The sequence below is a fragment of the Croceibacterium selenioxidans genome, assembly GCF_018599195.1.
Taxonomy (GTDB): domain Bacteria; phylum Pseudomonadota; class Alphaproteobacteria; order Sphingomonadales; family Sphingomonadaceae; genus Croceibacterium_A; species Croceibacterium_A selenioxidans.
Map to the genome: position 1 here is coordinate 59211 of NZ_JAHFVK010000003.1, position 22337 is coordinate 81547.

The window sequence follows — 22337 nt, forward strand, 5'->3', positions numbered from 1 at the left end:
AACGCCTCCCCAAGGAGAGCAGGGAATGAGCATCAATATCGGTCCTCCGTCGGTGGAGGAACTGCGGCCACGGATTACCGTGATCGGTGTTGGCGGAGCTGGCGGCAACGCCATTTCCAACATGATCGAGGCCGAAATCGAAGGCGTCGACTTCATCGTCGCCAACACCGACGCGCAGGCACTCAATAACTCGATTGCCGAGCATCGCATCCAACTAGGCCCGGACATCACCCGCGGCCTTGGCGCGGGCTCGCGGCCCGAAGTGGGGCGCGCTGCCGCTGAAGAGACGATCGAAGAGATCGAGCGCGCCCTCGAAGGCGTGAACATGGTCTTCATCGCCGCCGGCATGGGCGGCGGCACCGGCACCGGCGCGGCTCCCGTGATCGCGGAGATCGCTCGCGGCAAGGGCATTCTCACCGTCGGCGTCGTGACCAAGCCGTTCCTGTTCGAAGGCACGCGCCGCATGCGTTCGGCCGAATCGGGCATCGACGAGCTGCAGAAGAACGTCGATACCCTTCTGGTCATTCCCAACCAGAACCTGTTCCTGGTCGCGAAAGCGGAAACGACCTTCAAGGAAGCTTTCCAGCTCGCCGACGAAGTGCTGCAGCAGGGCGTCCGCTCGATTACCGATCTTATGGTCATGCCAGGCCTCATCAACCTCGACTTTGCCGACGTTCGTTCGGTGATGGGCGAGATGGGCAAGGCCATGATGGGCACCGGCGAGGGCGAAGGCGACAACCGTGCGCTCGAAGCCGCCGAACGCGCTATCGCCAACCCGCTGCTCGACGGCGTGTCGATGCAGGGCGCCAAGGGCGTGATCATCTCTATCATTGGCGGCGAGGACATGAAGCTTCTCGAAGTCGACGAGGCGGCCAATCACATTCGCGAGCTGGTCGATCCGGAAGCCAACATCATTTGGGGCTCGGCATTCAACCCTTCGCTCGAAGGCAAGATCCGCGTTTCGGTCGTCGCCACCGGTATCGAACAGAGCGCCGAGCAGGCCGTTGCCGCCCGCAGTCAGCCGATCAGCCTCAGCGCGGGACGCGCGCCGAAGAAGCCCGTCCTTCCTCTGCCGACCGAAGAGGAACTGGCCGAGGACTCGTTTGCGACTTCGCCAGGTGCTGAACCCGGCTTTACCCAGGCGCCGTCATTCGAAGACGATTACGCCGAACCTCTGACGGGAGCTGCCTATGACGGCGGCGAGGAAGAAGGTCTCGCCGATCCAGTCGACGACAGCAATTATGGCCGCGGTCAGGAAGCGGGCTACGGTTCGCTGACCGGCATGAAGATCGAACGCGATCCCGAGGTCCTGGCCGAACAAGGCGAAGACGAGGGAGACGCATTCGAACTGACGCTTGAGGCTCCGGACGCCGGGGACGACGTGCCGGGGGCGGATCAGGACGAACTCTTGCTCGAGGCCAGCGAAGTCGCCGACGACTCCGAGCCAGTTCAATCCGGTGGACGCCGCCGAGGCCTGCTCGGCTCGGGTCCGGGTGAAGCAGAAGGTGGTTCGTCCGCCCCTCAGGGTGGCGGTGCAGCTCCGGCGGGTGGAAGCACCTTGTTCGAACGCATGGCCAACCTCTCACGCTCGAGCGCCAACAGAGACGAAGATGACGAAGAAGAAGGCGGAAGCAGTTCGATCCGCATCCCACGCTTCCTCGGCCGTCAGAACAACCAGTAGGACGGTCGCCATTCTCGCCAGGTTCAGCCGCGCCTGTTTAGCAGGCCCGGCATGACCCGCATTGTCGGTCATAAACAACGCCGCAGGCCGGGTGCATTGGCGCTCATGGCCTCGGCGGCAGGCGTGCTGCTGTCTGTCGCGGTTTCGCCCGCAGCGCAGGCTCAGCCCGTGGTCCAGCCGCTACCGGATCCCGCGACTTATCGGCTGAACGAGGCGCTGCGTCAGCTTGCCCAGGATCCGCGCTCGATCAATGCGCTGGTCGATGCCGGGCAGGCGTCGATTGCGCTCGAGGATCCTGAATCCGCGCTCGGTTTTTTCCGCCGGGCGGAAGCCGTCAATCCGAACGATGGGAGAGTGAAGGCCGGCCTGGCGGCGGTTATGGTCCGCCAGGGACAGCCGCTGGAGGCCTTGCGCCTCTATGACGAGGCGGAGAAGGCGGGCGAGGCGATGTTGCTTCATGCCCCGGATCGGGGCCTCGCCTTCGACCTGATCGGCGACAATGTCCGGGCGCAGAAGGAATATTCGGCTTCGCTGAACTTCGCGCCCGACCCCAGGGTCGTCCAGCGCCTCGCGCTCAGCCAGGCGATCGCCGGAAATCAGGCGGCTGCAGAAGCGACATTGCTGCCGCTTCTGCAGAAGAGCGATCTCTCGGCCTACAGAACGCGCGCCTTCTCGCTGGCGATTCTTGGCAAGTCGGACGAAGCCGTCACCATTGCCGAGACCATGCTGCCAGAGCGTCTGTCGAGCAGATTGGCGCCCTATCTGCGCTATATGCCGCGCCTGACGCGTGCGCAGCAAGCGGCGGCAGCGAACCTCGGTACGTTTCCGCCGGCGGCGCAGATCGGTCGCGACGACCCTGCGGTAGTGGCTTACGCGGCCCAGCTTGGAGTTCTGCCATCGGTTCCAGCTTCGGCTCCCTCGGGGGGTTCGGCCGACTCGCGGCTCGTTCCGGCGGGCGAACCGCTGGGCCGGCGCGACAACACGAGCCGAATTCCACGGCGCGAGGAAGTCCCGGCACCGCAACCAGCCGCACCGCCGACCCCGGCGCCAACGCCTCCGCGTCCGGCGGTGCAAGCCCCTCAGGTCGCTCAGGTGCCGCAGCCGCAGCCGATCGAGCCGCCTCGACCGGCGCCGGTGGTCGTCTCTGCATTGCCTCAAACTCCGGCTCCGCCGCCCGCGCCAGTGCCCGAAGAGCCACCTCCACCTCCCACCCAGGACCTAGTGGAAGCGTTCTCCGATTTGGCGGCTCCTGCTACGCGCGTCATTCCCGCGGACGGAGCGGTGGACATGTCCAAATTTGAACCCCGGCGCGATCCGCCGCCACGGCCGGCGGTGGTTGCGCCGCCGAAACCGGTCATTCCGAGCCGTCACTGGGTGCAGATCGCCACGGGCCGCGATACCGACGCGCTGGCTTTCGACTGGCGCCGACTCAAGCGCTCTGCGGGGGGGCTGCTGGACAAGTCCAAGCCCCAGATTGCCGACTGGGGGCAGACTAACCGCCTGCTGGTCGGGCCGTTCCCCAGCGCCAAGGAGGCCAACGAGTTCGTTGCGGACCTGAAGAAGAAGAACTTGGATTCCTTCCGCTTCACCAGCGCTCAGGGGGAAGAGGTGAAGCCCCTCGACTGAATCTGACGGACGATCTCGCGGCCCTCGGTGAATTCGTCTTTTTGCACATCTTGCCAACAGGGTTATAGAGTTTTGCCCAGCGGCGACATTTACCTCAATTGCCTAGCGAACCCCTTACATTGCATGTGCTTGGGTGTCTTGCTGGGATGGGAAAGTTAATGATGAACACCGGGCGTGAGCCGATCGAAGAAGCCGACGACGCGGCGCCGGTCGAGATGCTTGCGCAATTGTTCGAAGCCCATGGCTGGCCTTGCGAATTCGTCAACGAGGACGAATTGAGCGGGGAAATCCAGGGCAGCTGGGCCACTTATCAGATGCGCTGCATCTGGCGGGCGGAAGACAACGTCCTGCAGTTGCTCTGCCTCCCGGAGATTCGGGTGCCCGACGCCAAGCGCAAGCCGGCGTACGAGTTGCTCGCTCTGGTCAATGAGCAGCTCTGGCTCGGCCATTTCGATATCTGGTCGAACGGTGGCGTGCTGCTCTATCGTCACGGGCTGATGCTTGGACCTGATGGGATGTTGAGCTTGTCGATGGCGCAGGTCGCCGTCGAAAGCGCAGTCTCGGAATGCGATCGGTTCTATCCCGCATTCCAGTTCGTGCTCTGGGGCGACAAGCGGCCGAAGGACGCGCTCGAAGCCGCAATGGTCGACGCGGCGGGAGAGGCCTGAGGCTGGTCTCCCGCTTGCGGGAGGGTCCTGAGGAGGGCATGGGAGCTCCGATGTGGGAGGACATCCTCCCCACCCCTCCCGCGAGCGGACGGGGAGTAGGAGCGCTCAGTGGCCGATTTCAATTCCATCCTTCTCGTCGGGTGCGGCAATATGGCCGGGTCGATGCTTCGCGGCTGGCTCGCAGCAGGCCTGGCGCCGGAGCGGTTCTCGGTTGCGGACCCGGCAGTGCGGGATCTGCCGGATGGGGTGCACAGGCTCGACGCCGTTCCAGAAAGCGGTGAATTCGATGTCATCCTGCTCGGCATTAAGCCTCAGGTTCTGGCCCAGGTCGGTCCATCCGTCGAACCGCTGGTGGGGCGCGATACCACGCTGTTCTCGATCCTCGCCGGGGTTGAACTCGCCGTGTTGCAGGAGCAGTTCCCTCGGGCAGGCGGTGTCGTTCGCCTGATGCCGAACCTGGCGGCCGCCCTTGGAAAGTCACCGATCGCCATGGCGGAAGCAGGTCTGGACGATGCGTCACGGAACGAAGCTTTCGCCTTGCTCAAGCCTCTCGGAACGCCTGAATGGGTCGCCGAGGACGAATTCGACCTCGTCACCGCACTGGCCGGCTCGGGACCCGCATTCGTCTATCGGTTCATCGATTCCTTGTCCGTGGCAGCGGCTGAGCTCGGATTGCCTGCGGACAAAGCGCGGCGGCTGGCGCTGGCGATGGTCGACGGCGCGGCGGCCCTGGCCGCGGCTTCAGAGCACGACCCGGCAGAGCTTGCGCGTCGTGTCGCGAGCCCGGGCGGGGTCACTCAGGCGGGCCTCGACGCCATCGACGAAGGTAATTCTCTGAGCGATCTTATGCTTAAGACGTTAAGGTCTGCACGGGACCGCAGCGCGGAGATGGCCGAGGCTGCCCGGAATAGCGGTTAATACCTAAAGACCGGTTTTCCTTGAATACTGAGGCTATCGACGCGATATTGCCTCCACCGGCTTGTCGTCGCTCGGCGCCGGAATGGAGTTTGTAATGGCGAATTGGAATGATCCCCAGCCCACTCGGACGAACTTCTCGTCTTCCGGGTCTGCGGGTGCGGTGGGGACCGGTCAGGCGTATGCCGTCGACCAGGGCCTTCGCCGCCACATGCTCTCGATCTACAACTACATGACCAGCGGCGTGCTGCTGACTGGTATTGTCGCACTGCTGTTTTCATGGGGCGGAGAGACGTCTCCTGCGGCCCAGGTGTTCCTCAGCGGGGGCATCCTGGCGTGGGTAATCATCCTTTCGCCCCTCGCGATCGTCTTCGCCATGAGCGCGGGCGTCAACAAGTTCTCGACTGGCACGCTCCAGCTGATGTTCTGGGGCTTCGCGGTGCTGATGGGCCTGTCGATGTCGACCGTATTCCTGGTCTATACCGGCAGCTCGATCGCGGCGACTTTCTTCGCGACCTCCGCGGCTTTCGCGGGCCTCAGCCTGTTCGGCTACACCACGAAGAAGGACCTGTCGGGCTTCGGCAGCTTCCTGATCATGGGCGTGGTCGGTCTGATTGTGGCTAGCCTGTTGAACATGTGGCTGCAGTCTGGGTCGCTGACCTGGGCGATCAGCTTCCTGGGCGTGCTGATCTTCGCGGGTCTCACGGCTTATGACACCCAGCGGCTGAAGCAGCAGTACATCGCGATCCAGCAGATGAAGCTGACCAACCCGAATGCGGTTGCAGCTTACCCGGTGGGCAAGGTCGTGATCATGGGCGCACTGAGCCTATATCTGGACTTCATCAACATGTTCCAGTTCCTCTTGCAGTTCATGGGTCAGCGCAACTGATCGCAACTCAGATTCGTTTCATCGTGCCCGGGGTGCGGAAACGCTCCCCGGGCATTTTCATTGCCCGACCCGCGCGATAGGCTGACGCTTCATCCGCGCGCAAGGCGCGGCGTGGCACGATCATCTCACGTGCCATGAGAGGGGAGCACACTGCATGAATTCGACCCGCCCTAATCGGCTGAAGCTGGCGCTCGTGATTGCGGCTGTCGGCGCTCTTGGGGCCTGCGCGAAGGCACCTCCGCCTCCTCCGCCTCCGCCTCCTCCGCCACCCAGGGTCGTGGAAACGGTTCCCTTCCGACCCATCCCCCCGCAAGGCGCCTCGTATACGATGGACCTGCCGCCTGTGGGCGTCGGCGGCCAGCGCACCACGGTCAACACCGGCCTCGATGCGGACAGCACGCTGTGGCACTTCCGTTCGGCCTGGAACGTCGCTGCGCTCAATTGCCTCGATCCTGGTTATGAATCGATTCTGGAAGGCTACTCAGCTTTCCTCAAGCAGAATGTCCGGACCCTTGCCTCCACCAATACTGCGATCGAGGAGCGCTTCCGCAAGCAGTACGGCGCGCGCAACGCGGCGGTGAAGGCTCGTGAGACTTACATGACGCAGGTCTACAACTACTTCGCCCTGCCGCCTGCCCGCGCGCGGTTCTGCGACGTGGCCCGGTCGTTCTCTCAGCAATATCTGAGCCTGTCACCGACACCCGATATCAAGCAGTTCGCAGCGGCCAATCTGCCGAACGTCGAGACGGTCTATCAGGACTTCTTTCGTGAATACGAGAAGTACCAGGCCGATTCAGCGTCTTGGGATGCCCAATACGGGACCCGTTATGGCGCATCGCAACCAGGTTACGTCGCGGTCCATGGAGCCAGCGGGCAGAGCGTAGGGGCGTTGGTCAACTTGAACGCCCCGGCGCAGCAGACCGGCGCGGTCGTCGATCCGCAGTCGGGGGCGGAAATCCCGGTTATCCCGGTGCCGGACGAGGTCAGCACGCCGGTGGTTCAGCCCGTTCCGAGCAAGTAGGCGGAACGGGAGTGGCGCGGAAATGGGAAGGGCAAAATTTTGCTCTTCCAAGCCCGCGGCCTTTTGGCTAGGAGGCGCGCTCTTCGCGGGGCCCCAACCCCGCGCGACACCGGAACGGGGCCGTAGCTCAGCTGGGAGAGCGCGTCGTTCGCAATGACGAGGTCAGGGGTTCGATCCCCCTCGGCTCCACCACCGGGTCCTTTACTTTACGAGCGGTTCGACAAACCTGCCGCTTAACCGTTAGGTTAGCGCCATGCATTTTCTCGACCAAGCCAAGATCTATCTCCGTTCAGGCGCAGGCGGGCCGGGTGCCGTCAGCTTCCGGCGTGAGAAGTACATCGAGTACGGTGGTCCAGATGGCGGCAATGGCGGGCGCGGCGGGGACGTTGTCCTGGTTGCGGTGCCGGGCCTCAATACGCTGATCGATTTTCGGTATACCCAGCATTTCAAGGCTGCGCGCGGCAGCCACGGGATGGGCAAGAACCGCACGGGCGCCAGCGCGCCCGACCTGGTGATCGAAGTTCCCGTCGGTACTCAGGTGCTTGACGAGGAGCGCGAGGAAGTGCTGGCCGACTTTACCGAGGTGGGTCAGCGCATTGTCCTGCTCGAAGGCGGCATGGGTGGGCGCGGTAACGCCAGCTACGCCACCTCGACCAACCGCGCCCCGCGCCAGCACCAGCCGGGCATTCCCGCGCAAGAGATGTGGGTCTGGCTGCGGCTCAAGCTGCTGGCCGACGTTGGCCTGGTCGGGCTGCCGAACGCGGGCAAGTCGACCTTCATCAACCAGGTTTCGAACGCGCGCGCCAAAGTGGGCGACTATGCCTTCACCACGCTGGTGCCCAAGCTCGGCGTTGTTCGGCACCGGGACCGCGAGTTCGTGCTGGCCGACATTCCTGGGCTGATCGAGGGCGCTGCGGATGGCGCGGGCATCGGTGACCGGTTCCTTGGGCACATCGAGCGCTGCCGCGTGCTGATCCACCTGATCGACATCAGCGGCACCGACCCGGCCGAAGGCCTGCGCATCGTAGAACGCGAGCTTGAGGCCTATGGCGAGGGTCTCGAGGACAAGCCGCGGCTGATCGCGCTCAACAAGATCGACCTGGCTGACGCCGAACTGGCCGAAGGCTTCGCACAGGAACTGCGCGATGCCGGAGCGGACCGCGTGTTTCCGATTTCGGGGGCTACGGGTGCGGGGATTGATCGGTTGCTCGACGCTGCGCTGGATTATCTTCCGGCGCGGACGGCAACCGAGAACCCTCATATCGTCAACTCAGACGACGATGAGCCCGAGGGCGAGTGGTCGCCACTGGGCTAAGCCCTCTCCCCCTTGTAAGGGGGTTGGGAAGCGGCGGCTGAGGCTGCTCCAAGACCCTCTGCCCGGCCGTCTCCCAACGAGAAGGGAGATGCATGGCTTCTCAACCGCGATTGCAGCGGCTAACTCGCCGCAATGCCCATTGAGAGCCTTGCCGATTTAGCCAATCCCGCCACCGCTCCTCGCCTTGTCCTCAAGGTCGGGTCTTCCTTGCTGTGCGGTCGCGATGGCACGCCGAACCGTGATTGGCTCGCAACCCTGGCCCAGGAGATCGCCAAAGCGCAGGCGGGCGGGCAGAAGGTGATCGTGGTGAGCTCGGGCGCCATCGCGCTCGGGGCGGCGAAGCTGGGGCTGGCGAAAGGCGGACGGGGTTCTCTCGCCGACGCTCAGGCGGCCGCCGCGGTAGGGCAGATCGCCCTTGCAGGTCTGTGGAGCGAGTTGCTCGGGACCCACGGCCTGACGGCGGCTCAGCTGCTGCTGACGCTGGAGGACCTCGAGGACCGGCGCCGCTACCTCAATGCTGCAGCGACGCTCGGGCGGCTCCTGGGGGCTGGGGCCGTGCCCGTGATCAACGAAAACGATTCCGTCGCCACGCAGGAAATCCGCTTCGGCGACAACGACAGGCTCGCGGCGCGCGTGGCCCAGGCAGCTCAGGCTGATGCAGTGGTCCTGCTGTCCGATGTCGATGGTCTCTACGACCGTGACCCCAAGCACCCCGAAGCCACTCTCCTGCCGCGGGTTGAGGGCGTTACGGAGGCAGTCCATGCGATGGCCAGTCCGACTTCCGGCTCGGGTCTGGGTTCGGGAGGGATGACTTCCAAGCTTCAGGCGGCGGAGATTGCGACCCGTGCCGGGATCGCCCTTGCGATCATCAACGGCACGCACGAGCGGCCACTGGGTCGGGCCCTCGGCAACGACATCGGTACGGTGTTCACCCCCACTCGACGCGATCGGGCGCGCAAAGCGTGGCTAGGCGGACGCCAGCGGCTCAAGGGTACGCTGGTGGTGGACCCTGGTTGTGCCGGAGCGCTGCGCAAGGGCGGTAGCTTGCTCGCCAGCGGTATTACCGAGGTTGACGGACATTTCGAGCGCGGCGATCCGATCGGCGTGCGCGACCCCGACGGCAAGGCGGTGGCCCAGGGCCTTGCCGAGTATGACTCCGATGAGATCGAGCAGATCAAGGGTCGCCGCAGCGAAGAGCACGCGGCTTTGCTGGGTTATGCGCCTCGCTCCGCCGTGGTTCACCGCGATCAACTGGTGTTGCTTTGACGCTCGCGGTCACCGGCGGCACGGGCTTTGTCGGCCAAGCGCTGCTGGACCTGGCGAGTAGCCGATCCGTCTCCGTACGAGCCCTCGCACGACGCGAGCAGTCTCCCCGTCAGGGCGTAGAGTGGGTTCGCGGTGACCTGGCTGATCTCGGCGCGCTCAAAACCCTTGTCGAGGGCGCCGAGGCGGTGTTGCACATCGCGGGTGTGGTGAACACGCCCGACCCGATGGGCTTCCACCTCGGAAATGTGGCGGGGACCGAAGCCCTGATCGCGGCCGCACGAGCGGCTGGGGTTTCGCGCTTCATTTTCGTGTCGTCCCTTGCGGCGCGCGAGCCGAACCTTTCCAGCTACGGTATGTCCAAGCGACACGCCGAGGAAGCCGTCCAGACGAGCGGACTGGATTGGACCATCGTCCGCCCACCGGCGATTTATGGGCCGCGCGACCGAGAAATCCTCGACATGTTCAAGGCAGCACGTTGGGGCGTAGTCCCCATGCCGCCGGCCGGCCGGGCATCGATGATCCATGTCGAGGACCTTGCCCATCTGTTGCTGAACCTCGTGCGGCTGACGGTGCCGTTGCTCGAGGAGGTAAAACACCGCATTCTCGAGCCTGACGACGGGCGGGAAGGAGGCTGGTCGCACCAGGAACTGGCCAAGGCCATCGGCGATGCCGTGGGGCGGCGGGTGTGGGTGCCGACGCTCTCCGACAAGGCCTTGCGCGCCGCGGCCTGGGCAGATGGCCGCTTGCGTGGGAGCAAGGCCAAGCTGACACCTGACCGGGTCGGCTACATGGTCCATCCCGACTGGGTGAGCCGTCCCGACAAGGCTCCACCCGAAGCCCTGTGGCGGGCGGAGATCCCCACAGCCGAAGGCCTCGCCGCGACAGCGCGCTGGTATCGGGCGCAGGGGTGGCTCTAGCTGTTCGGCGCTAAACCGCGCCGCTTCTTTCCATACGGAATGTTGCCGAGGTTGGCCGGAGGGCCAGTCCGAACTGACGTGTCTCCGCGTGCGTTCTCGACCACGGCGATCGAGATCGGCTTGTCGAACATCACGCCGCAGCCATCATCCTTGACCCAGACGATGCGGCTGAACAGCTCAAGCCCGTCCCACTTTAGCAGGGCCGTGGCGCCGACCGGGGGAGGGTTGCTGATTTCCACACGAGCGCCGGTCTCGGACAGGTCACAGATGTTACCCCGCCAGTCGCCACCCGCCGTCTGGAGGTGAACCACTCCCGACACCGGTACCCGCTCCGAACCGCGTCGTTCGACCCAGGTGGCGGCAGCCTTCGCTTGTTCTTGACCCATACCGCATGATCTCGTGGGCGAGTTAATAGCCCTACTCGGCAAAGGGTTAGCGGCGTGGTGAGACTTGTCCTGGCTTCACTCGACAGGCATCGCCTCTGGAAACGATCACCGGCCATCGAGGATCTCGGCTCGCGGCCGGTACAGGCGCACGGTGTAGTTCCACCCTGGCATGATCGGCAGGCAGTTTGAAACCTGCCCATCGCAGCCGCCGAACTGGATGCGGTAGTATCCGTCGGCATCCTGCTTGGCCGTCATGTTGTTGAGCGAATAGGCGTTCTGCGGGTTGGCCTCGAAGTAGCCGTCCTTGTTGTAAACCGTGACTGACCAGAAGCCATCGACGGGGACGTCCTTCACTTCGAGACGATGGACCGTTGTGCCGTCATCGTTGGGCGGGCGCCCGGCAACGTAGACGGCGTCTTCAGCAGGATTGCCTCCCCAGCCACAAGCCGTGCCGACCAGGTGAGCCTCAGGATCGACCGTCTCGCGTGTCCCGAACGCCAAGCGCGGCTCGAAGGAGCCGGCTTGCTTCAGCACGTCGCGGATTTGGCCGAGGGACACCTGGTCCCATTGCGGCACCTCGAAAGTGCCCGGCGAAGCCTGGTCGATTGTTATCGCGTCCTGCAAGGCATGCACGGCAGAGAGGTCAGCCGGGTCTTGAGGGTCGACAAACGTGCGCACCAGCAGCGCGACGTAGCGGGTTCCGACTTGCTCCCGCGTGACCACATAGGCACCGGCGCCGTAATAGGTGGCGGGGTTGAAGTGGTCTTCGCTGATCAGCAACAGCGACATGAACCGCTTGCCGGCATCGGGAAGGGTGATTGTCACCGGGCCTGCGTCGAGGTCGAAGATGCCGCTCGAGTAAAGCGTGTCGCGATTCATGCGCACCACGGTCTGGTGAGCTATGTCAGGCAAACCGCGATTGTGGACCATCCTGCCGAAAGCGCCGTCCTTTGCGAAGTTAGCGAAATAGGTGTCGGTCTCGGCTCGAACGAAGGTGTCGCGGGTCACGGCTTCCATAGGTCGCTCCTGGCGCATGGCTGTCTTGGTGGTCCAAGTGGCCGTGAGAAGCGCGCAGGCTCAATCGGGTGGATTCCCGATGCCCTTCTTTTTTCGACGAAAGCTGCCCGCTTCGCGGCGGATCAGAATGCCGGTTCGTAGCCCGGAGGCAGTTCGCCCTCGTCCGGCGTGTCCGTCGCGCCGACCGGCGTGTGGATGCCGCACTCGGTCTTGTCCCAGCCGCGCCAGCGTCCCGCACGCGGGTCTTCACCGGGCTTCACGATGCTGGTGCAGGGTTGGCACCCAACCGACAGATAGCCCTGGGCCTCCAGCGGATGGCGCGGGAGGTCGTACTCGGCGAAGTAGGCGTCGAGATCGGCCTTGGTCCAATCGCCCAGCGGGTTGATCTTGAGGCGGCCATCCTCGATCTCGAAGCGCGGCAAGTTCTGGCGGGTAACTGACTGGAACGCCTTGCGGCCTGAGATCCAGGCGTCCAGGCCTTGCTTGGCGCGGCGCAGGGGCTCGACCTTGCGGATCTCGCAGCAGCCGTCAGGGTCCCACGACCAACGCAAACCATTCTCGTCCTTGGCGGAGAGCACGGCAGGATCGGGCTGCACGACCGAGGAGTTGGTCAGGCCGAAGCGCCGGGTCAGTTCGTCCCGGTAGGCGAGAGTTTCCTCGAACATCTTCAGCGTGTCGACAAAGATCACCGGCACCGTCGGGTCGGCCTGCGCTACGAGGTGCAGCAGCACCGCGCTTTCCGTGCCGAACGAGGAGACCACGGCTACCCGGCCGAGGCTGCCCTCGGCGAAAAGCTCACGCAACATCGTGCCCACGTCCACCCCGGCGAAGCGCGCGTTAAGCGCGTCCGCATCGGCCTGGGTGAAGGCAGGACCGGTGTCGATCGTGTCGATGGCCCGACTAGCCATTCACCAGATCCGGATGGCGCAACTGCCAGATCGGCACGGCCGCATCGGCGGCAGGCTGATAGACATAGGGATAGCGGCTCAGCGTCGCGTTCACGTCGTCCATGTCGAACGGTACGTCGGGAGCAAAGCTGTCGAATCCGCAGCGGCGCATGAAGAACAGCAAATCCACCAGCACGTCGCCGGTAGCCTTGATCTCGCCGGTGTAGCCCATCTCGCGCAGCACGCGGGCGCTGGAGAAGCCGCGGCCGTCGCGGAACTTGGGGAAGTCCACTTCCACCAGCTTGGTGCGATCGAGCACCGGCGCGAGCCGGCGCACGTCGTCGCCCGCTTCGATGCGGACCGAAGCGGCGTTGGTCTGGTCGAGAAACGCGTCGAGCGAGACAGCCGGTTCATCCGGCACGGGATCGTCGCGGAAGCGCAGTACGTCAGCCATAGATAGCCTCCTTGAACCCATCCATGCCGACGCGGCGGTAGGTATCGATGAACTTTTCACCCGGTTCGCGAATCTCGCGATAGCGTTCGACGGCGCGTTCCAGCGCGTCGACCACGCCCGCTTCGTCGAAGCCGGGGCCGGTGATCTTGGCTTGCGTGGTCACCTCGTCGCCCGAACCTCCGAGCAGGAGCTGGTAGCTCTCCGTGCCCTTACGGTCGACGCCAAGGATGCCGATGTTGCCGGCGTGGTGGTGGCCGCAGGCGTTGATGCAGCCGGAGATCTTGATCTTGAGTTCGCCCACGTCCTGCTGGCGCGCCGGATCCGCGAACCGTTCGGAGATCTTTTGCGCGACCGGGATCGAGCGCGCGTTCGCGAGGCTGCAATAGTCGAGCCCCGGGCAGGCGATGATGTCGGTCACCAGATCGAGGTTGGCTTCGCCCAGGCCCGCTTCGTGGAGTGCGGTCCACACGGCGTGCAGGTCTTGCTTGCGAACATGCGGCAGAACCAGGTTCTGCGCGTGCGTAGCGCGGATGTCGTCGAAGCTGTAGCGCTCGGCGAGATCGGCCACGAGGTCCATCTGGTCGGCCGAAATGTCGCCGGGGATCTGCCCGATGGGTTTGAGGCTGATGTTGACGATCGCATAGCCCGGCGCCTTGTGCGCGACGGTCTGGCGATCGACCCACAGCGCGAAGTCGGGGTCCGAACGGTCGATTTCTTCGGAAAGGCCGGTCTCGAACGCGGGCGGGGCGAAGTAGGCCGCGATGCGGTCGTACTCGGCCTGGGGGAAGTCCTGGTGGAGGGTGAGGAAGTGCTGGAACTCCTCTTCCACCTGCCGACGGAACTCGTCTTCGCCCAGTTCGTGGACGAGGATCTTCATCCGCTGCTTGTGGATGTTGTCGCGTCGGGCGTTGCGGTTCCAGGTGCGCAGGACCGCCTGCATGTAGGACAGGATCTGCCCGGTCGGGAGGAACTCGCGAATCTTGTACGCGATGAAAGGCGTGCGGCCCATGCCGCCACCGGCATAAACCTCGAACCCGATCTCGCCCGCGTCGTTCTTGACGATACGCAGCGCGAAATCGTGCCAGCGCAGCGCCGCACGGTCGATCGGCGAGGCGATCACGGCGATCTTAAACTTGCGCGGCAAGTAGCTGAATTCCGGCATGAAGTTGGTCATCTGCCGGATCATCTCGGCCCACGGACGCGGGTCGAGGATCTCGTCAGCCGCGGCGCCGGCGTACTGGTCGGCCGAGACGTTGCGGATAGACTCGCCGCTGGTCTGGATAGCGTGCATCTCGACATCGGCGAGCTCGCCGAGCAGGTCAGCCGCTTCTTCCAGCTTGATCCAGTTGTATTGGATGTTCTGCCGCGTGGTGAAGTGGCCGTAGCCACGGTCATAGACGCGGGCAATGTGCGCCAGCTTGCGCATCTGCGCACCGTTGAAGGTGCCATAAGGGATGGCGACCCGCAGCATGTACGCGTGGAGCTGCAGGTACAGACCGTTCTTTAGCCGCAGGGGCTTGAATTGGTCGTCAGTCAGCTTGCCTTCGATGCGGCGGCGGGCCTGGTCGCGGAATTCCTCGACGCGGGCCTGGACCATCGCTCGGTCATATTGGTCGTACTTGTACATCAGATCACCCAGGTGCCGGCGTTGGGATCGGCAGGTTTGAGAGTCAGGTCAGGGCGTACGGTCGGGCCATAGGCGCGGACCCGGTCCTTGATGTGAGCCGGGCGAGGCTTACCCTGCGCATCGAGTTCGGCATCGAGCGCGTAGCCACCATTGACGCGGCACGCAGCGTCTTCCTGCTTGAGGATGGTTTCCCCCTGGTCGCCGACGTCAACCGCGTCTTCGACATGAAACGACCATCCCTGGCCATCCCACCAGATGACCCGGCCGTTCTTCAAATCATTCCCCGTAAGTATCTTCACGAATGCGCCTCCAGCGCGAATTGGGCGACGGCCGCGTCGGTGCGGGCGGTGACATCGCCGATGATGATGAGGGCAGGGCTCTTCACCCGCTCGCGCTCCACAAGGTCGGGCAGCGCGGCGAGAGGGCCGCGGAGAACACGCATCGTGGGACGCGCGGCATTTTCGATGACCGCCAGCGGCGTCTCGGGCGACAGGCCGTCGGCCATGAGCTTCTCGGCGATCTGAGGGGCGGTCTTGACGCCCATGTAGATCACCAGCGTGCGGCCCTTGCCGGCAAGGCCCGCCCAGTTCTGTTCGGTGAGACCCTTGCACTGACCGGCGACGAAGCTGACGATGCTTGCGCCTTCGCGGTGGGTCAGCGGGATCTGCGCGGCGGCCGCCGCTCCCAAGGCCGAGGTGACACCGGGAACGACTTCGACCGGAACGCCGGCGGCGTGGCACGCTTCGGCTTCTTCACCACCGCGTCCGAAAACGAACGGGTCTCCGCCTTTAAGACGCACCACATCGCGCCCGGCGAGCGCCTCGCGCACCAGCAGGGCGTTGATCTCTTCCTGAGGCAGGGTGTGGCGAGCGCGGCTCTTGGCGACCGACACCAGCTTCGCGCCCGGACGTGCCATTGCCAGCACGGCAGGTTCCACCAGACCATCGTGCACGACGATCTCCGCCGCGCCCAGCAGGCGCGCGGCGCGCAGCGTCAGGAGGTCCGGATCACCCGGGCCCGCTCCGACAAGGTAGACTGTGCCTATCCTGCTCATGGCGCGCATGTGGCGTTGAGGCCCGTTTCGCGCCAGCCATATTGGATTGGGTAGGGGCTAGGAGAGCTTTAGGCTGCGTTCCTGGGCGCTTTAATCAAATCCTCCCTGTGGCGGCTGAGCCGTCATGGGGAGGAGGGGTGACGCAGGGGCTAGGGGCACCAGGCCATCCCCTCCACCAGTCGCAGTTCTCCTCCCCATCGGTTTCGCCGACAGGGGGGATTTCAATCTCAGAAAGTCGCCGTCAGCGCGGTGGCAATATAGTGGGTGTCGCCAGTCTGCGGGGCGTTGGGGGCGGTCTTGAGGAATTCGCCCTTGGCCAGCCACACCGCGTTGACTTCGGCTCTGAGGAAGTTCGGCATCAACCAATAGCGCAGGCGACCTTCCAGTTGGTGCCCTGCGAAGTTGCCCGATTGACCGGTAATGTCCCGCACGCCCGTGGTCGAAAAGCTGTCGGTACGAGAGGCCAGCCACATGGGGCGATAGACGGCGAAGGCATCCCACCGCGGGTCGGGCGCGACCTCCGCCCGCAGGCCGGGGGTGCTGATATTCGCCCGGCCGATGGCATTGTAGATACCCGCCGGGGCGAGGTCGGCACGGCGCATGCCGAAGAGAGTGTCAAAGCGTCCGTACTTTGGACCGTCCCCATCGCCGCTCGCTCGATCGTACTCGACCGAAAGGCGAAGCTTCGCCGGGCCGGGGAAAGTGTAACCGGCGTCCGCATGGATGAACCACGCTCTTACGTCGACTACAAGAGAGTTGGCTGCGGTCGAGGCGCGGATGTTGCCCGTCTGATAAATGCCTTCAATCTCGAAATCGAACTGTCCCACCTTGGGGTCGCGGATCAGGCGAGCGCTAAAGGTGTCGAGGTCTCGATTACGAGTGGGATGGTCGAGCCAATCGCGCTCATGCAATCCGAAGTAGCCGATCTCCGCCGTGGCGCCGGCTATCGTCTTGGGCCGGGCGATAAGACCGCCCCACAGCTGCAGGTCGAAGCTCTCGCGGTCCCACTCGGTCTTGGCGTCGAGGACTGAGGGCAGGTCATCCGGGAGCCTGATTTGCGGCAAGACGTAGATCGCGGTCGCCGTGACGCCGGCCTTGGTTCGCAGATCCGCTCTCAGGCCGGTGTAGCCGTTGGTGGTGTTGCGGTAGTCGTCCGCGGCGACAAGGCGGCGTGAGCCGAGGTTGAGGGTGAAGCGCCCTGCTTGCAGGGTGGCCTTGCTGCCATCGCCCAGGACATTGTCGATATCCGCGGCAAGATAAGCCTGGACCAGCTCAAAGGTGTTGACCTCGTTGGCGCTGATTGCGCTGCCGGGCTTATCCAGCCAGGCCCGGCTGTCGTACAACTCGCCCCCGATGCGGACCACGCCGGTATCGTATTCGGCGAACAGAGTCGTGCGCAGGTCGAGTTGCTCATCTTCATCGCGAAGGCCGGCTCGAGGCTGGCCATCGAGCGCCTCATAGCGCACGCGCATGCTGCCCGAGAGCTTGAAATCATCGGGATTACCGATCGCCGATTGCAGCGTGGGCGCCTCGGCGCGGGCAACAGCCGGCAAAGCACCGGCCAGCAAGACGACACCAATGGCGAACCTCATGGAAAACCCTTCGAAGCGACGGAGCAATCGGTTCGGCTCCATTCGAATGGTCGCCGTCATTGGCGCACTCTATCGCCGCTCGTTTCGGACGAGGGAACCCTAGTTGTTGTTTTTGGGCGTTTCGCCCGGCTTCGCCTCTCGCAAAACCGCAATGAGCTCCTTGAGGGCCTCGGTCTGGTCAAGGTGAACCTGACGCGTGGTGCGATTGGGAATGGGCACGTTGTTTTCGCGGAACGAGCGCCAGATTCGCTTGAGCACGTCCGAGCGGACATTGGCGAGGCCATCCTCGGGATCGTTGATCCAGATCCTGATCTCGTAGAACACGCCATCTTCGGTGAGTTGGGTGATCCACGCCGCAGGTGGGGGAAGGTTGAGGACTCGCGGAGAGGCCTTGGCGGCCTCGATCATCAGCGTTTCTGCCAGGTCGAGGTCGGCGGAGTGATCGACCACCATCTGCAGCCGGACCCGGACATTGCGCGAGCTGTAAGACCAGTTCTCGACCTGATTGATCATCAGGTTTTCGTTCGGGATCAGGTATTCCTTCATGTCGCGGGTGGTGACCGAGACGGCGCGCAGCCCGATCTTCTTCACCTGGCCGACAGTGTTCGAAATTCCGTCATTCACCGCGATCACGTCGCCGGGCTTAATCGAACGGTCCATCAGCAGAATGATCCCCGCCAGCAGGTTGCCGAAGGTCTTCTGCAGGCCGAACCCGATGGCGAGGCCGAAGGCGCCCGAGAACACCGTCAACGCCGTCAGATCGATACCGAGCAGGTCGATCCCGATGAAGATGGCGATCAGCCAGATCACGATCGACAGCAGCTTCTCGCCCAGCAGCCGGCGGGCTGGATCAAGCGCCGTCAGGCGGGCGAACAGCCGATGGGCGACTTTGCTACCGACACGGGCAAACACATAGAGCCCGATGATTACCGCCAGAACGACGATCACGCCCCACACGGAAATGCGGGTGGACCCGAGCGCAAAACCGAATGAGTCGAGCCACTCCACAACCGTGCCTGCGGTCATGCTCTTCTCGGTAACGACGTCCTTCAGCGCGTCGGCGCCTTCGATATTTCCCGCCGCCTTGGCGACGGCTGTAGCGGTGGCTTCCGGCGAAGGGGACGAGGCAGGAAGCAGCATCGAAGCCATCAGGCCGACCCCAGGGCCTCTAGGCCGCGCGAGAGATCGCGCATCAAGTCCTGCGGGTCCTCAAGCCCAATCGAGAGCCTAATTCCGAGGCGGTCCTGCGTGTTCCAACCGGCGGGCGGCCAGGATGTCGCGCTGCGGGCACGGGCGGGGTCGAACGGGATCACCAGGCTCTCGTAGCCGCCCCAGCTGTAGCCGATGCCGAACAGCTCCAGCGCGTCGATGAAGCGGGCGCGTCCGGCCGGATCGCTTCCCTTAAGGACGAAGCTGAACAGTCCGCAGCCTCCGATGAAGTCGCGCTGCCAGAGCTGATGGCTGGGGGCGTCCGGCAGCATCGGGCACAGGACGTGGGCAACTTCCGGGCGGCTGGATAGCCATCGGGCGAGCGTGAGCGCGCTGGACGTCTCGCGCTCCAACCGCACGCCGAGCGTGCGCAGGCCACGCAAGGCGAGCGCGGCATCGTCGGGCGAGACCACGAGGCCGAGGGCTTGGCTCTTGAGCCGCAGCCGAGTGTAGAGCGCCTCGCCGGCAGAAGCGCTGCCCATCATTAGGTCCGAATGCCCACCCACATGCTTGGTCAGCGACATCAGCGAGATATCGCAACCCCGCGATAGTGCCGGGAAGCCGAGCGCCGTGGCCCAGGTATTGTCTAGAATGCTGACAGCGCCCTTCATCCGCGCGGTTGCCGCCAGCGCCGGAATGTCGGCCACTTCCATCGACAAGCTGCCAGGACTTTCGAACAAGACCGCGCGTGTGCGCTCGGTGAAGAGGGCGGCAAAGCCCTCGCTATCGAGCGGATCAAAGAAGCGCGTCTCTATGCCCAACGGAGCAAGCAGGGACTTCGCCATCACCCGGCTGGGTTCGTAGGCGTTGTCGGTCATCAGTACCGTGTCGCCGCTTTCGAGCACCGACAGCAGCACGCCGGAGATCGCCGCCACGCCGCTTGGATAAAGCACCGTGCCCGCAGCGCCCGGCTCGAGTTCGGTCAGGGCGTCGGCCAGCGCCCATTGCGTCGGTGAGCCGCGGCGGCCGTAGTAGAAGTGACCGTCCGCGTTGGGGCGACCGCGCGCCAGGTCGGCGCTATCGGCGTAGAGGTGGGTGCTCCCGCGCCAGACCGGCGGGTTGACCACCGAGCCTGTCCATTCCGGCCGCCGGCCGGCTTCTACGATGCGGGTGGCGGGCTTGTGCTGATCCTCATCGGGCGAGCTCAAGCGGCGGTTCCCGTCGCCTTGGGCGTGGCCGGGTCCGCACCCCATTCGCTCCAGCTCCCGTCATAGAGCGCGACATCGTCCTTGCCGAGCAGGTGCATGGCGAACAGCAGGACCGAGGCCGTGACGCCGCTGCCGCAGGTGGTGACGACCGGTTGATCGAGGTCGATGTGCGCTTCCTTGAAGGCGGCGCGCAGCCCCGCCTCGTCGCGGAAGGTTCCGTCAGGCTTGAGCAGGCGCCCGAAGGGCAGGTTGTGCGACCCGGGGATGTGACCGCTCGGCATCCCCGGCCTGATCTCCGGCTCGGCCCCGGTGAACCGACCGGTGCCGCGTGCGTCGAGGACTTGCTCGGTCGCAGTCTGCAGGTTGGCGAGCATGTCGGCCTTGCTGCGGACGGCGGCCGTTCCCGCGGTGGGGGTGACGTGCCCGCCTCCAGTCCGGGTTCGTCCGCTCTCCAGGGGACGAGCCTCGCTTCGCCATTTGCCGAGACCGCCGTCGAGAATCGCGACTTGCGCGAAGCCGTGGAGGCGGAAGATGAACCACGCGCGGGCCGAAGTTTTCACCGCGCTGTCGTCGTAGATCACCACCTGGTCGCCGTCGTTGACGCCGAGTTCGCTCAGGCGTTCAGCGAATTGCTGAGCCGTGGGCAGGGCTGCGGGAACCGCACTCGACGGGTCCTTGAATGTATCCAGGTCGAGGAAGCGTGCCCTTGGAATATGGGCCGCCTCGAATTCAGCCGCCGCGTTTCGCTCTGCGTCGGGCAGGTGGGCCGATGCGTCGATCACCACCAGACCCGGTTCGCCGAGCCGCTCCGCCAGCCAGGCGGTGGAGACAAGGTCCTTCATGCGGCGTGGTTAGCCGGTTCGATCATGTCAGTAAATGTGGCGTTAGGGTCTATGCGAATGCGCGCTGGGCCAGATGCGGATAGATGCGCGGACCCAGATCGAGACGGAAGGGCTGCAGGGCCGATCCTTCCCCCGGCTGCCCGACCACGAAAGTCCGCACCACCGGTCGTGCGCCCTCCGCCTCGACCCGGAAGCGTGCGAGCGGCAGGAGCAGCGCGGTCTTGCCCTGGCGGATCGGCACGATTTGCGAGAACGGCACACGAAAAGCCCCTGAGATCACTTTGCGCTCACCGGGTTCAAGCCGCTCGATGGTCTGCGACGGCATGGCCCCCTGACCGGGACCTGCGAGCTGTTCCTCGCGGCTCATCGAGGCGTGGGCGGAAATCATGTCGGCGCCGATCTTAAGGCCGGTAATCGGTGAAGACCCATGATTGGCAACCTCCAGCCGGTAATCGAGCGTCGCGTTCATCAGCGTGAGGCTGAGGCGCAGCGGCTCTAGTGCCACTTGCAGAGGTTCGGCGGGCGTGATGGCTGGCTGGCGCGGCGGCGACGGCGCTATCGGCACTAGCGACTCGGACAGTGGCTCAGGCGCCGCAACGGGCGATGAATCGACTCTCGGCCGTTCGAGTTGCGGCACCTCAAGCGGAATGCCTGCAAGGGGACGACGGCGCCACCAGACGAGCGCCACCAGGGCGAGTCCGGCGAGCACCAATATTCCACCGAGAATCCAAGGCCAGGCCGCCCCGCCCTCGTTACGATCGCCGAAGTCCCGGATCGGTATTGGCGCTCGAGCGACGGGCTGGGTTGCGATGGCCGGAGCGGCGCTCTCCGCCGTGGGCTCTTCAGTGACGGCGGGCGGCTCGCCACCGATGGCTATTGCCGTTTCAGCGGCAGGGGCCCTCTGAGTCGCTTGAGGCCGGGGCGCTGTCGTCTGCCTCGCGAAGGGTGGCGGAGTTACTTGCGGTGCCGGGGTTGCCTCGACCGGGCGCACTTGCGTTGGCGCAGGGGTCGGCGTGGGCTGCGGGCCTCGCGATTCCGGCACGTCGGGGACGACCGGACCCTGGCGCTGAGGAGGGGGTTGCGCCTCCGACGTGGAAGGGGGCAGGCGGAAATCGGCGACGCTGGCCACGGCGGGCGCAGCCGCCCACAGCGCAAGCGCGCTCGCGCCGGCAATCCGGCAGGTTATCTTCGACCTAGGAATTTTGAACGTCCGACCCATCGATTTACGCCGCATGTTGGGTGAGGCGCTGAATAGTCCGTGAACCGCCCTACGCAAAGCGCCGCCTTGTGCATGGCGTCCGATAGGGGCAAGAGCGCGACCGATGAGTGACACAACCTCAGACGCGCCGCGCCACCTTGGGCAACAGAGCGCCTTGCCAGCTTCTCCCGAAGAAGCCGTACTCGACTATGTGCCTAACCCGCGTGCCGGCACGCTCTATCTCGTGCGTTTCGCGGCCCCAGAATTCACGTCGTTGTGCCCGGTCACCGGGCAGCCCGATTTTGCCCATCTCGTCATCGACTATGCGCCTGGCGACACGATCGTCGAATCCAAGAGCCTCAAGCTGTTCCTGGCCTCGTTCCGCAATCACGGCGCATTCCACGAGGACGTGACGGTCGGCATAGGTAAGCGGCTATTCGACGAGATGGCCCCGCAATGGTTACGGATCGGCGGCTACTGGTATCCGCGGGGCGGCATTCCGATCGACGTGTTCTGGCAAAGCGGTTCGTCGCCCGCAGGTCTCTGGATACCGGATCAGGGCGTTTCGGGATATCGCGGACGAGGGTGAGTTGCTACCGCGACCAGCGTTTGACTAGACCAAGCC

The 22337-nt window shown here is 64.7% G+C and carries 22 protein-coding genes and 1 tRNA gene; 11 read left to right on the forward strand and 12 right to left on the reverse strand.

Annotated features, from left to right (window positions below; all coding sequences use genetic code 11):
• The first annotated feature begins 25 nt into the window (after nucleotides 1-25).
• The 10 genes from ftsZ (at nucleotide 26) to KK137_RS16035 (ending at nucleotide 10298) form a co-directional block, all read left to right on the forward strand.
• The gene (ftsZ, locus tag KK137_RS15990; RefSeq protein WP_214537676.1) at nucleotides 26-1681 is read left to right on the forward strand and encodes a cell division protein FtsZ; all 1656 of its coding nucleotides are present in this window, start codon (nucleotides 26-28) and stop codon (nucleotides 1679-1681) included.
• A gap of 51 nt (nucleotides 1682-1732) precedes the next feature.
• Nucleotides 1733-3307 carry an SPOR domain-containing protein gene (locus KK137_RS15995; RefSeq protein WP_214537678.1) on the forward strand — a complete coding sequence of 525 codons (1575 nt, stop codon included), beginning with the start codon at nucleotides 1733-1735 and terminating at the stop codon, nucleotides 3305-3307.
• Between the two features lie 161 nt (nucleotides 3308-3468).
• Complete coding sequence (locus tag KK137_RS16000) at nucleotides 3469-3975, forward strand: type III secretion system chaperone family protein (protein ID WP_250894013.1); 507 nt, start codon at nucleotides 3469-3471, stop codon at nucleotides 3973-3975.
• A gap of 108 nt (nucleotides 3976-4083) precedes the next feature.
• The gene (locus KK137_RS16005; protein ID WP_214537680.1) at nucleotides 4084-4893 is read left to right on the forward strand and encodes a pyrroline-5-carboxylate reductase family protein; all 810 of its coding nucleotides are present in this window, start codon (nucleotides 4084-4086) and stop codon (nucleotides 4891-4893) included.
• A gap of 94 nt (nucleotides 4894-4987) precedes the next feature.
• Entirely contained in the window at nucleotides 4988-5779 is a 792-nt protein-coding gene (locus tag KK137_RS16010) for a Bax inhibitor-1/YccA family protein (RefSeq protein ID WP_214537682.1), read from the forward strand.
• A gap of 328 nt (nucleotides 5780-6107) precedes the next feature.
• Nucleotides 6108-6800: a hypothetical protein gene (locus KK137_RS16015; RefSeq protein WP_214537684.1), complete on the forward strand. Its 693-nt coding sequence runs from the start codon at nucleotides 6108-6110 to the stop codon at nucleotides 6798-6800.
• A gap of 116 nt (nucleotides 6801-6916) precedes the next feature.
• A tRNA-Ala gene (locus KK137_RS16020) sits at nucleotides 6917-6992 on the forward strand.
• A gap of 61 nt (nucleotides 6993-7053) precedes the next feature.
• Nucleotides 7054-8115: an Obg family GTPase CgtA gene (obgE, locus tag KK137_RS16025; protein WP_214537685.1), complete on the forward strand. Its 1062-nt coding sequence runs from the start codon at nucleotides 7054-7056 to the stop codon at nucleotides 8113-8115.
• A gap of 132 nt (nucleotides 8116-8247) precedes the next feature.
• Complete coding sequence (proB, locus tag KK137_RS16030; protein ID WP_214537687.1) at nucleotides 8248-9381, forward strand: glutamate 5-kinase; 1134 nt, start codon at nucleotides 8248-8250, stop codon at nucleotides 9379-9381.
• Complete coding sequence (locus KK137_RS16035; protein WP_214537688.1) at nucleotides 9378-10298, forward strand: NAD-dependent epimerase/dehydratase family protein; 921 nt, start codon at nucleotides 9378-9380, stop codon at nucleotides 10296-10298. Before proB ends, KK137_RS16035 begins: the two co-directional genes overlap by 4 nt.
• On the opposite strand, the gene KK137_RS16040 is transcribed toward KK137_RS16035, so the two are convergent.
• From KK137_RS16040 to KK137_RS16095, 12 genes are all read right to left on the reverse strand, one after another.
• Nucleotides 10295-10684, reverse strand: coding sequence for a PilZ domain-containing protein (locus tag KK137_RS16040; protein ID WP_214537690.1), 390 nt, complete (start codon nucleotides 10682-10684; stop codon nucleotides 10295-10297). The two genes, KK137_RS16035 and KK137_RS16040, sit on opposite strands and share 4 nt — an antisense overlap.
• Before the next feature lie 105 nt (nucleotides 10685-10789).
• The gene (locus tag KK137_RS16045) at nucleotides 10790-11701 is read right to left on the reverse strand and encodes a DUF1254 domain-containing protein (protein WP_250894014.1); all 912 of its coding nucleotides are present in this window, start codon (nucleotides 11699-11701) and stop codon (nucleotides 10790-10792) included.
• A 122-nt stretch (nucleotides 11702-11823) separates the two neighbouring features.
• On the reverse strand, nucleotides 11824-12609 hold the full coding sequence (locus KK137_RS16050; protein ID WP_214537693.1) for a phosphoadenylyl-sulfate reductase: 786 nt from the start codon (nucleotides 12607-12609) through the stop codon (nucleotides 11824-11826).
• Nucleotides 12602-13042 carry a DUF934 domain-containing protein gene (locus tag KK137_RS16055; RefSeq protein ID WP_214537695.1) on the reverse strand — a complete coding sequence of 147 codons (441 nt, stop codon included), beginning with the start codon at nucleotides 13040-13042 and terminating at the stop codon, nucleotides 12602-12604. The genes KK137_RS16050 and KK137_RS16055 overlap by 8 nt, the downstream gene beginning before the upstream one ends.
• Nucleotides 13035-14669, reverse strand: a complete 1635-nt coding sequence (locus KK137_RS16060) for a nitrite/sulfite reductase (protein WP_214537697.1) — start codon at nucleotides 14667-14669, stop codon at nucleotides 13035-13037. Before KK137_RS16060 ends, KK137_RS16055 begins: the two co-directional genes overlap by 8 nt.
• Complete coding sequence (locus KK137_RS16065) at nucleotides 14669-14968, reverse strand: DUF2849 domain-containing protein (RefSeq protein ID WP_214537699.1); 300 nt, start codon at nucleotides 14966-14968, stop codon at nucleotides 14669-14671. Before KK137_RS16065 ends, KK137_RS16060 begins: the two co-directional genes overlap by 1 nt.
• A complete protein-coding gene (gene cobA / locus KK137_RS16070; RefSeq protein WP_214537701.1) occupies nucleotides 14965-15723 on the reverse strand; it encodes a uroporphyrinogen-III C-methyltransferase in 759 nt (252 codons plus the stop codon). Before cobA ends, KK137_RS16065 begins: the two co-directional genes overlap by 4 nt.
• A gap of 227 nt (nucleotides 15724-15950) precedes the next feature.
• Nucleotides 15951-17315, reverse strand: a complete 1365-nt coding sequence (locus tag KK137_RS16075) for an alginate export family protein (protein WP_214537703.1) — start codon at nucleotides 17313-17315, stop codon at nucleotides 15951-15953.
• Between the two features lie 99 nt (nucleotides 17316-17414).
• Complete coding sequence (locus tag KK137_RS16080) at nucleotides 17415-18464, reverse strand: mechanosensitive ion channel family protein (RefSeq protein ID WP_214537704.1); 1050 nt, start codon at nucleotides 18462-18464, stop codon at nucleotides 17415-17417.
• Nucleotides 18464-19717, reverse strand: a complete 1254-nt coding sequence (gene metC, locus KK137_RS16085; RefSeq protein WP_214537706.1) for a cystathionine beta-lyase — start codon at nucleotides 19715-19717, stop codon at nucleotides 18464-18466. The genes KK137_RS16080 and metC overlap by 1 nt, the downstream gene beginning before the upstream one ends.
• Complete coding sequence (locus KK137_RS16090) at nucleotides 19669-20514, reverse strand: sulfurtransferase (RefSeq protein WP_214537707.1); 846 nt, start codon at nucleotides 20512-20514, stop codon at nucleotides 19669-19671. Before KK137_RS16090 ends, metC begins: the two co-directional genes overlap by 49 nt.
• Nucleotides 20515-20563: 49 nt before the next feature.
• Entirely contained in the window at nucleotides 20564-21223 is a 660-nt protein-coding gene (locus KK137_RS16095) for a hypothetical protein (protein ID WP_214537708.1), read from the reverse strand.
• A 613-nt stretch (nucleotides 21224-21836) separates the two neighbouring features.
• Here KK137_RS16095 and queF point away from each other — a divergent pair.
• Nucleotides 21837-22301: a preQ(1) synthase gene (gene queF, locus KK137_RS16100; protein ID WP_214537710.1), complete on the forward strand. Its 465-nt coding sequence runs from the start codon at nucleotides 21837-21839 to the stop codon at nucleotides 22299-22301.
• Nucleotides 22302-22337: the final 36 nt, after the last annotated feature.

Excerpts from the sequence above, each read along its gene's own strand:
- KK137_RS16050 (WP_214537693.1), bottom strand. The coding sequence starts at position 12,609 with ATGGCTAGTCGGGCCATCGACACGATCGACACCGGTCCTGCCTTCACC.
- KK137_RS16080 (WP_214537704.1), bottom strand. The coding sequence starts at position 18,464 with ATGGCTTCGATGCTGCTTCCTGCCTCGTCCCCTTCGCCGGAAGCCACC.
- KK137_RS16040 (WP_214537690.1), bottom strand. The coding sequence starts at position 10,684 with ATGGGTCAAGAACAAGCGAAGGCTGCCGCCACCTGGGTCGAACGACGC.
- proB (WP_214537687.1), top strand. The coding sequence starts at position 8,248 with ATGCCCATTGAGAGCCTTGCCGATTTAGCCAATCCCGCCACCGCTCCT.
- KK137_RS16015 (WP_214537684.1), top strand. The coding sequence starts at position 6,108 with ATGGACCTGCCGCCTGTGGGCGTCGGCGGCCAGCGCACCACGGTCAAC.
- cobA (WP_214537701.1), bottom strand. The coding sequence starts at position 15,723 with ATGAGCAGGATAGGCACAGTCTACCTTGTCGGAGCGGGCCCGGGTGAT.
- obgE (WP_214537685.1), top strand. The coding sequence starts at position 7,054 with ATGCATTTTCTCGACCAAGCCAAGATCTATCTCCGTTCAGGCGCAGGC.
- ftsZ (WP_214537676.1), top strand. The coding sequence starts at position 26 with ATGAGCATCAATATCGGTCCTCCGTCGGTGGAGGAACTGCGGCCACGG.
- KK137_RS16045 (WP_250894014.1), bottom strand. The coding sequence starts at position 11,701 with ATGGAAGCCGTGACCCGCGACACCTTCGTTCGAGCCGAGACCGACACC.
- KK137_RS16000 (WP_250894013.1), top strand. The coding sequence starts at position 3,469 with ATGAACACCGGGCGTGAGCCGATCGAAGAAGCCGACGACGCGGCGCCG.
- KK137_RS16090 (WP_214537707.1), bottom strand. The coding sequence starts at position 20,514 with ATGAAGGACCTTGTCTCCACCGCCTGGCTGGCGGAGCGGCTCGGCGAA.
- KK137_RS15995 (WP_214537678.1), top strand. The coding sequence starts at position 1,733 with ATGACCCGCATTGTCGGTCATAAACAACGCCGCAGGCCGGGTGCATTG.
- KK137_RS16055 (WP_214537695.1), bottom strand. The coding sequence starts at position 13,042 with ATGGCTGACGTACTGCGCTTCCGCGACGATCCCGTGCCGGATGAACCG.
- queF (WP_214537710.1), top strand. The coding sequence starts at position 21,837 with ATGAGTGACACAACCTCAGACGCGCCGCGCCACCTTGGGCAACAGAGC.
- KK137_RS16075 (WP_214537703.1), bottom strand. The coding sequence starts at position 17,315 with ATGAGGTTCGCCATTGGTGTCGTCTTGCTGGCCGGTGCTTTGCCGGCT.
- KK137_RS16060 (WP_214537697.1), bottom strand. The coding sequence starts at position 14,669 with ATGTACAAGTACGACCAATATGACCGAGCGATGGTCCAGGCCCGCGTC.
- KK137_RS16010 (WP_214537682.1), top strand. The coding sequence starts at position 4,988 with ATGGCGAATTGGAATGATCCCCAGCCCACTCGGACGAACTTCTCGTCT.
- metC (WP_214537706.1), bottom strand. The coding sequence starts at position 19,717 with ATGGGGTGCGGACCCGGCCACGCCCAAGGCGACGGGAACCGCCGCTTG.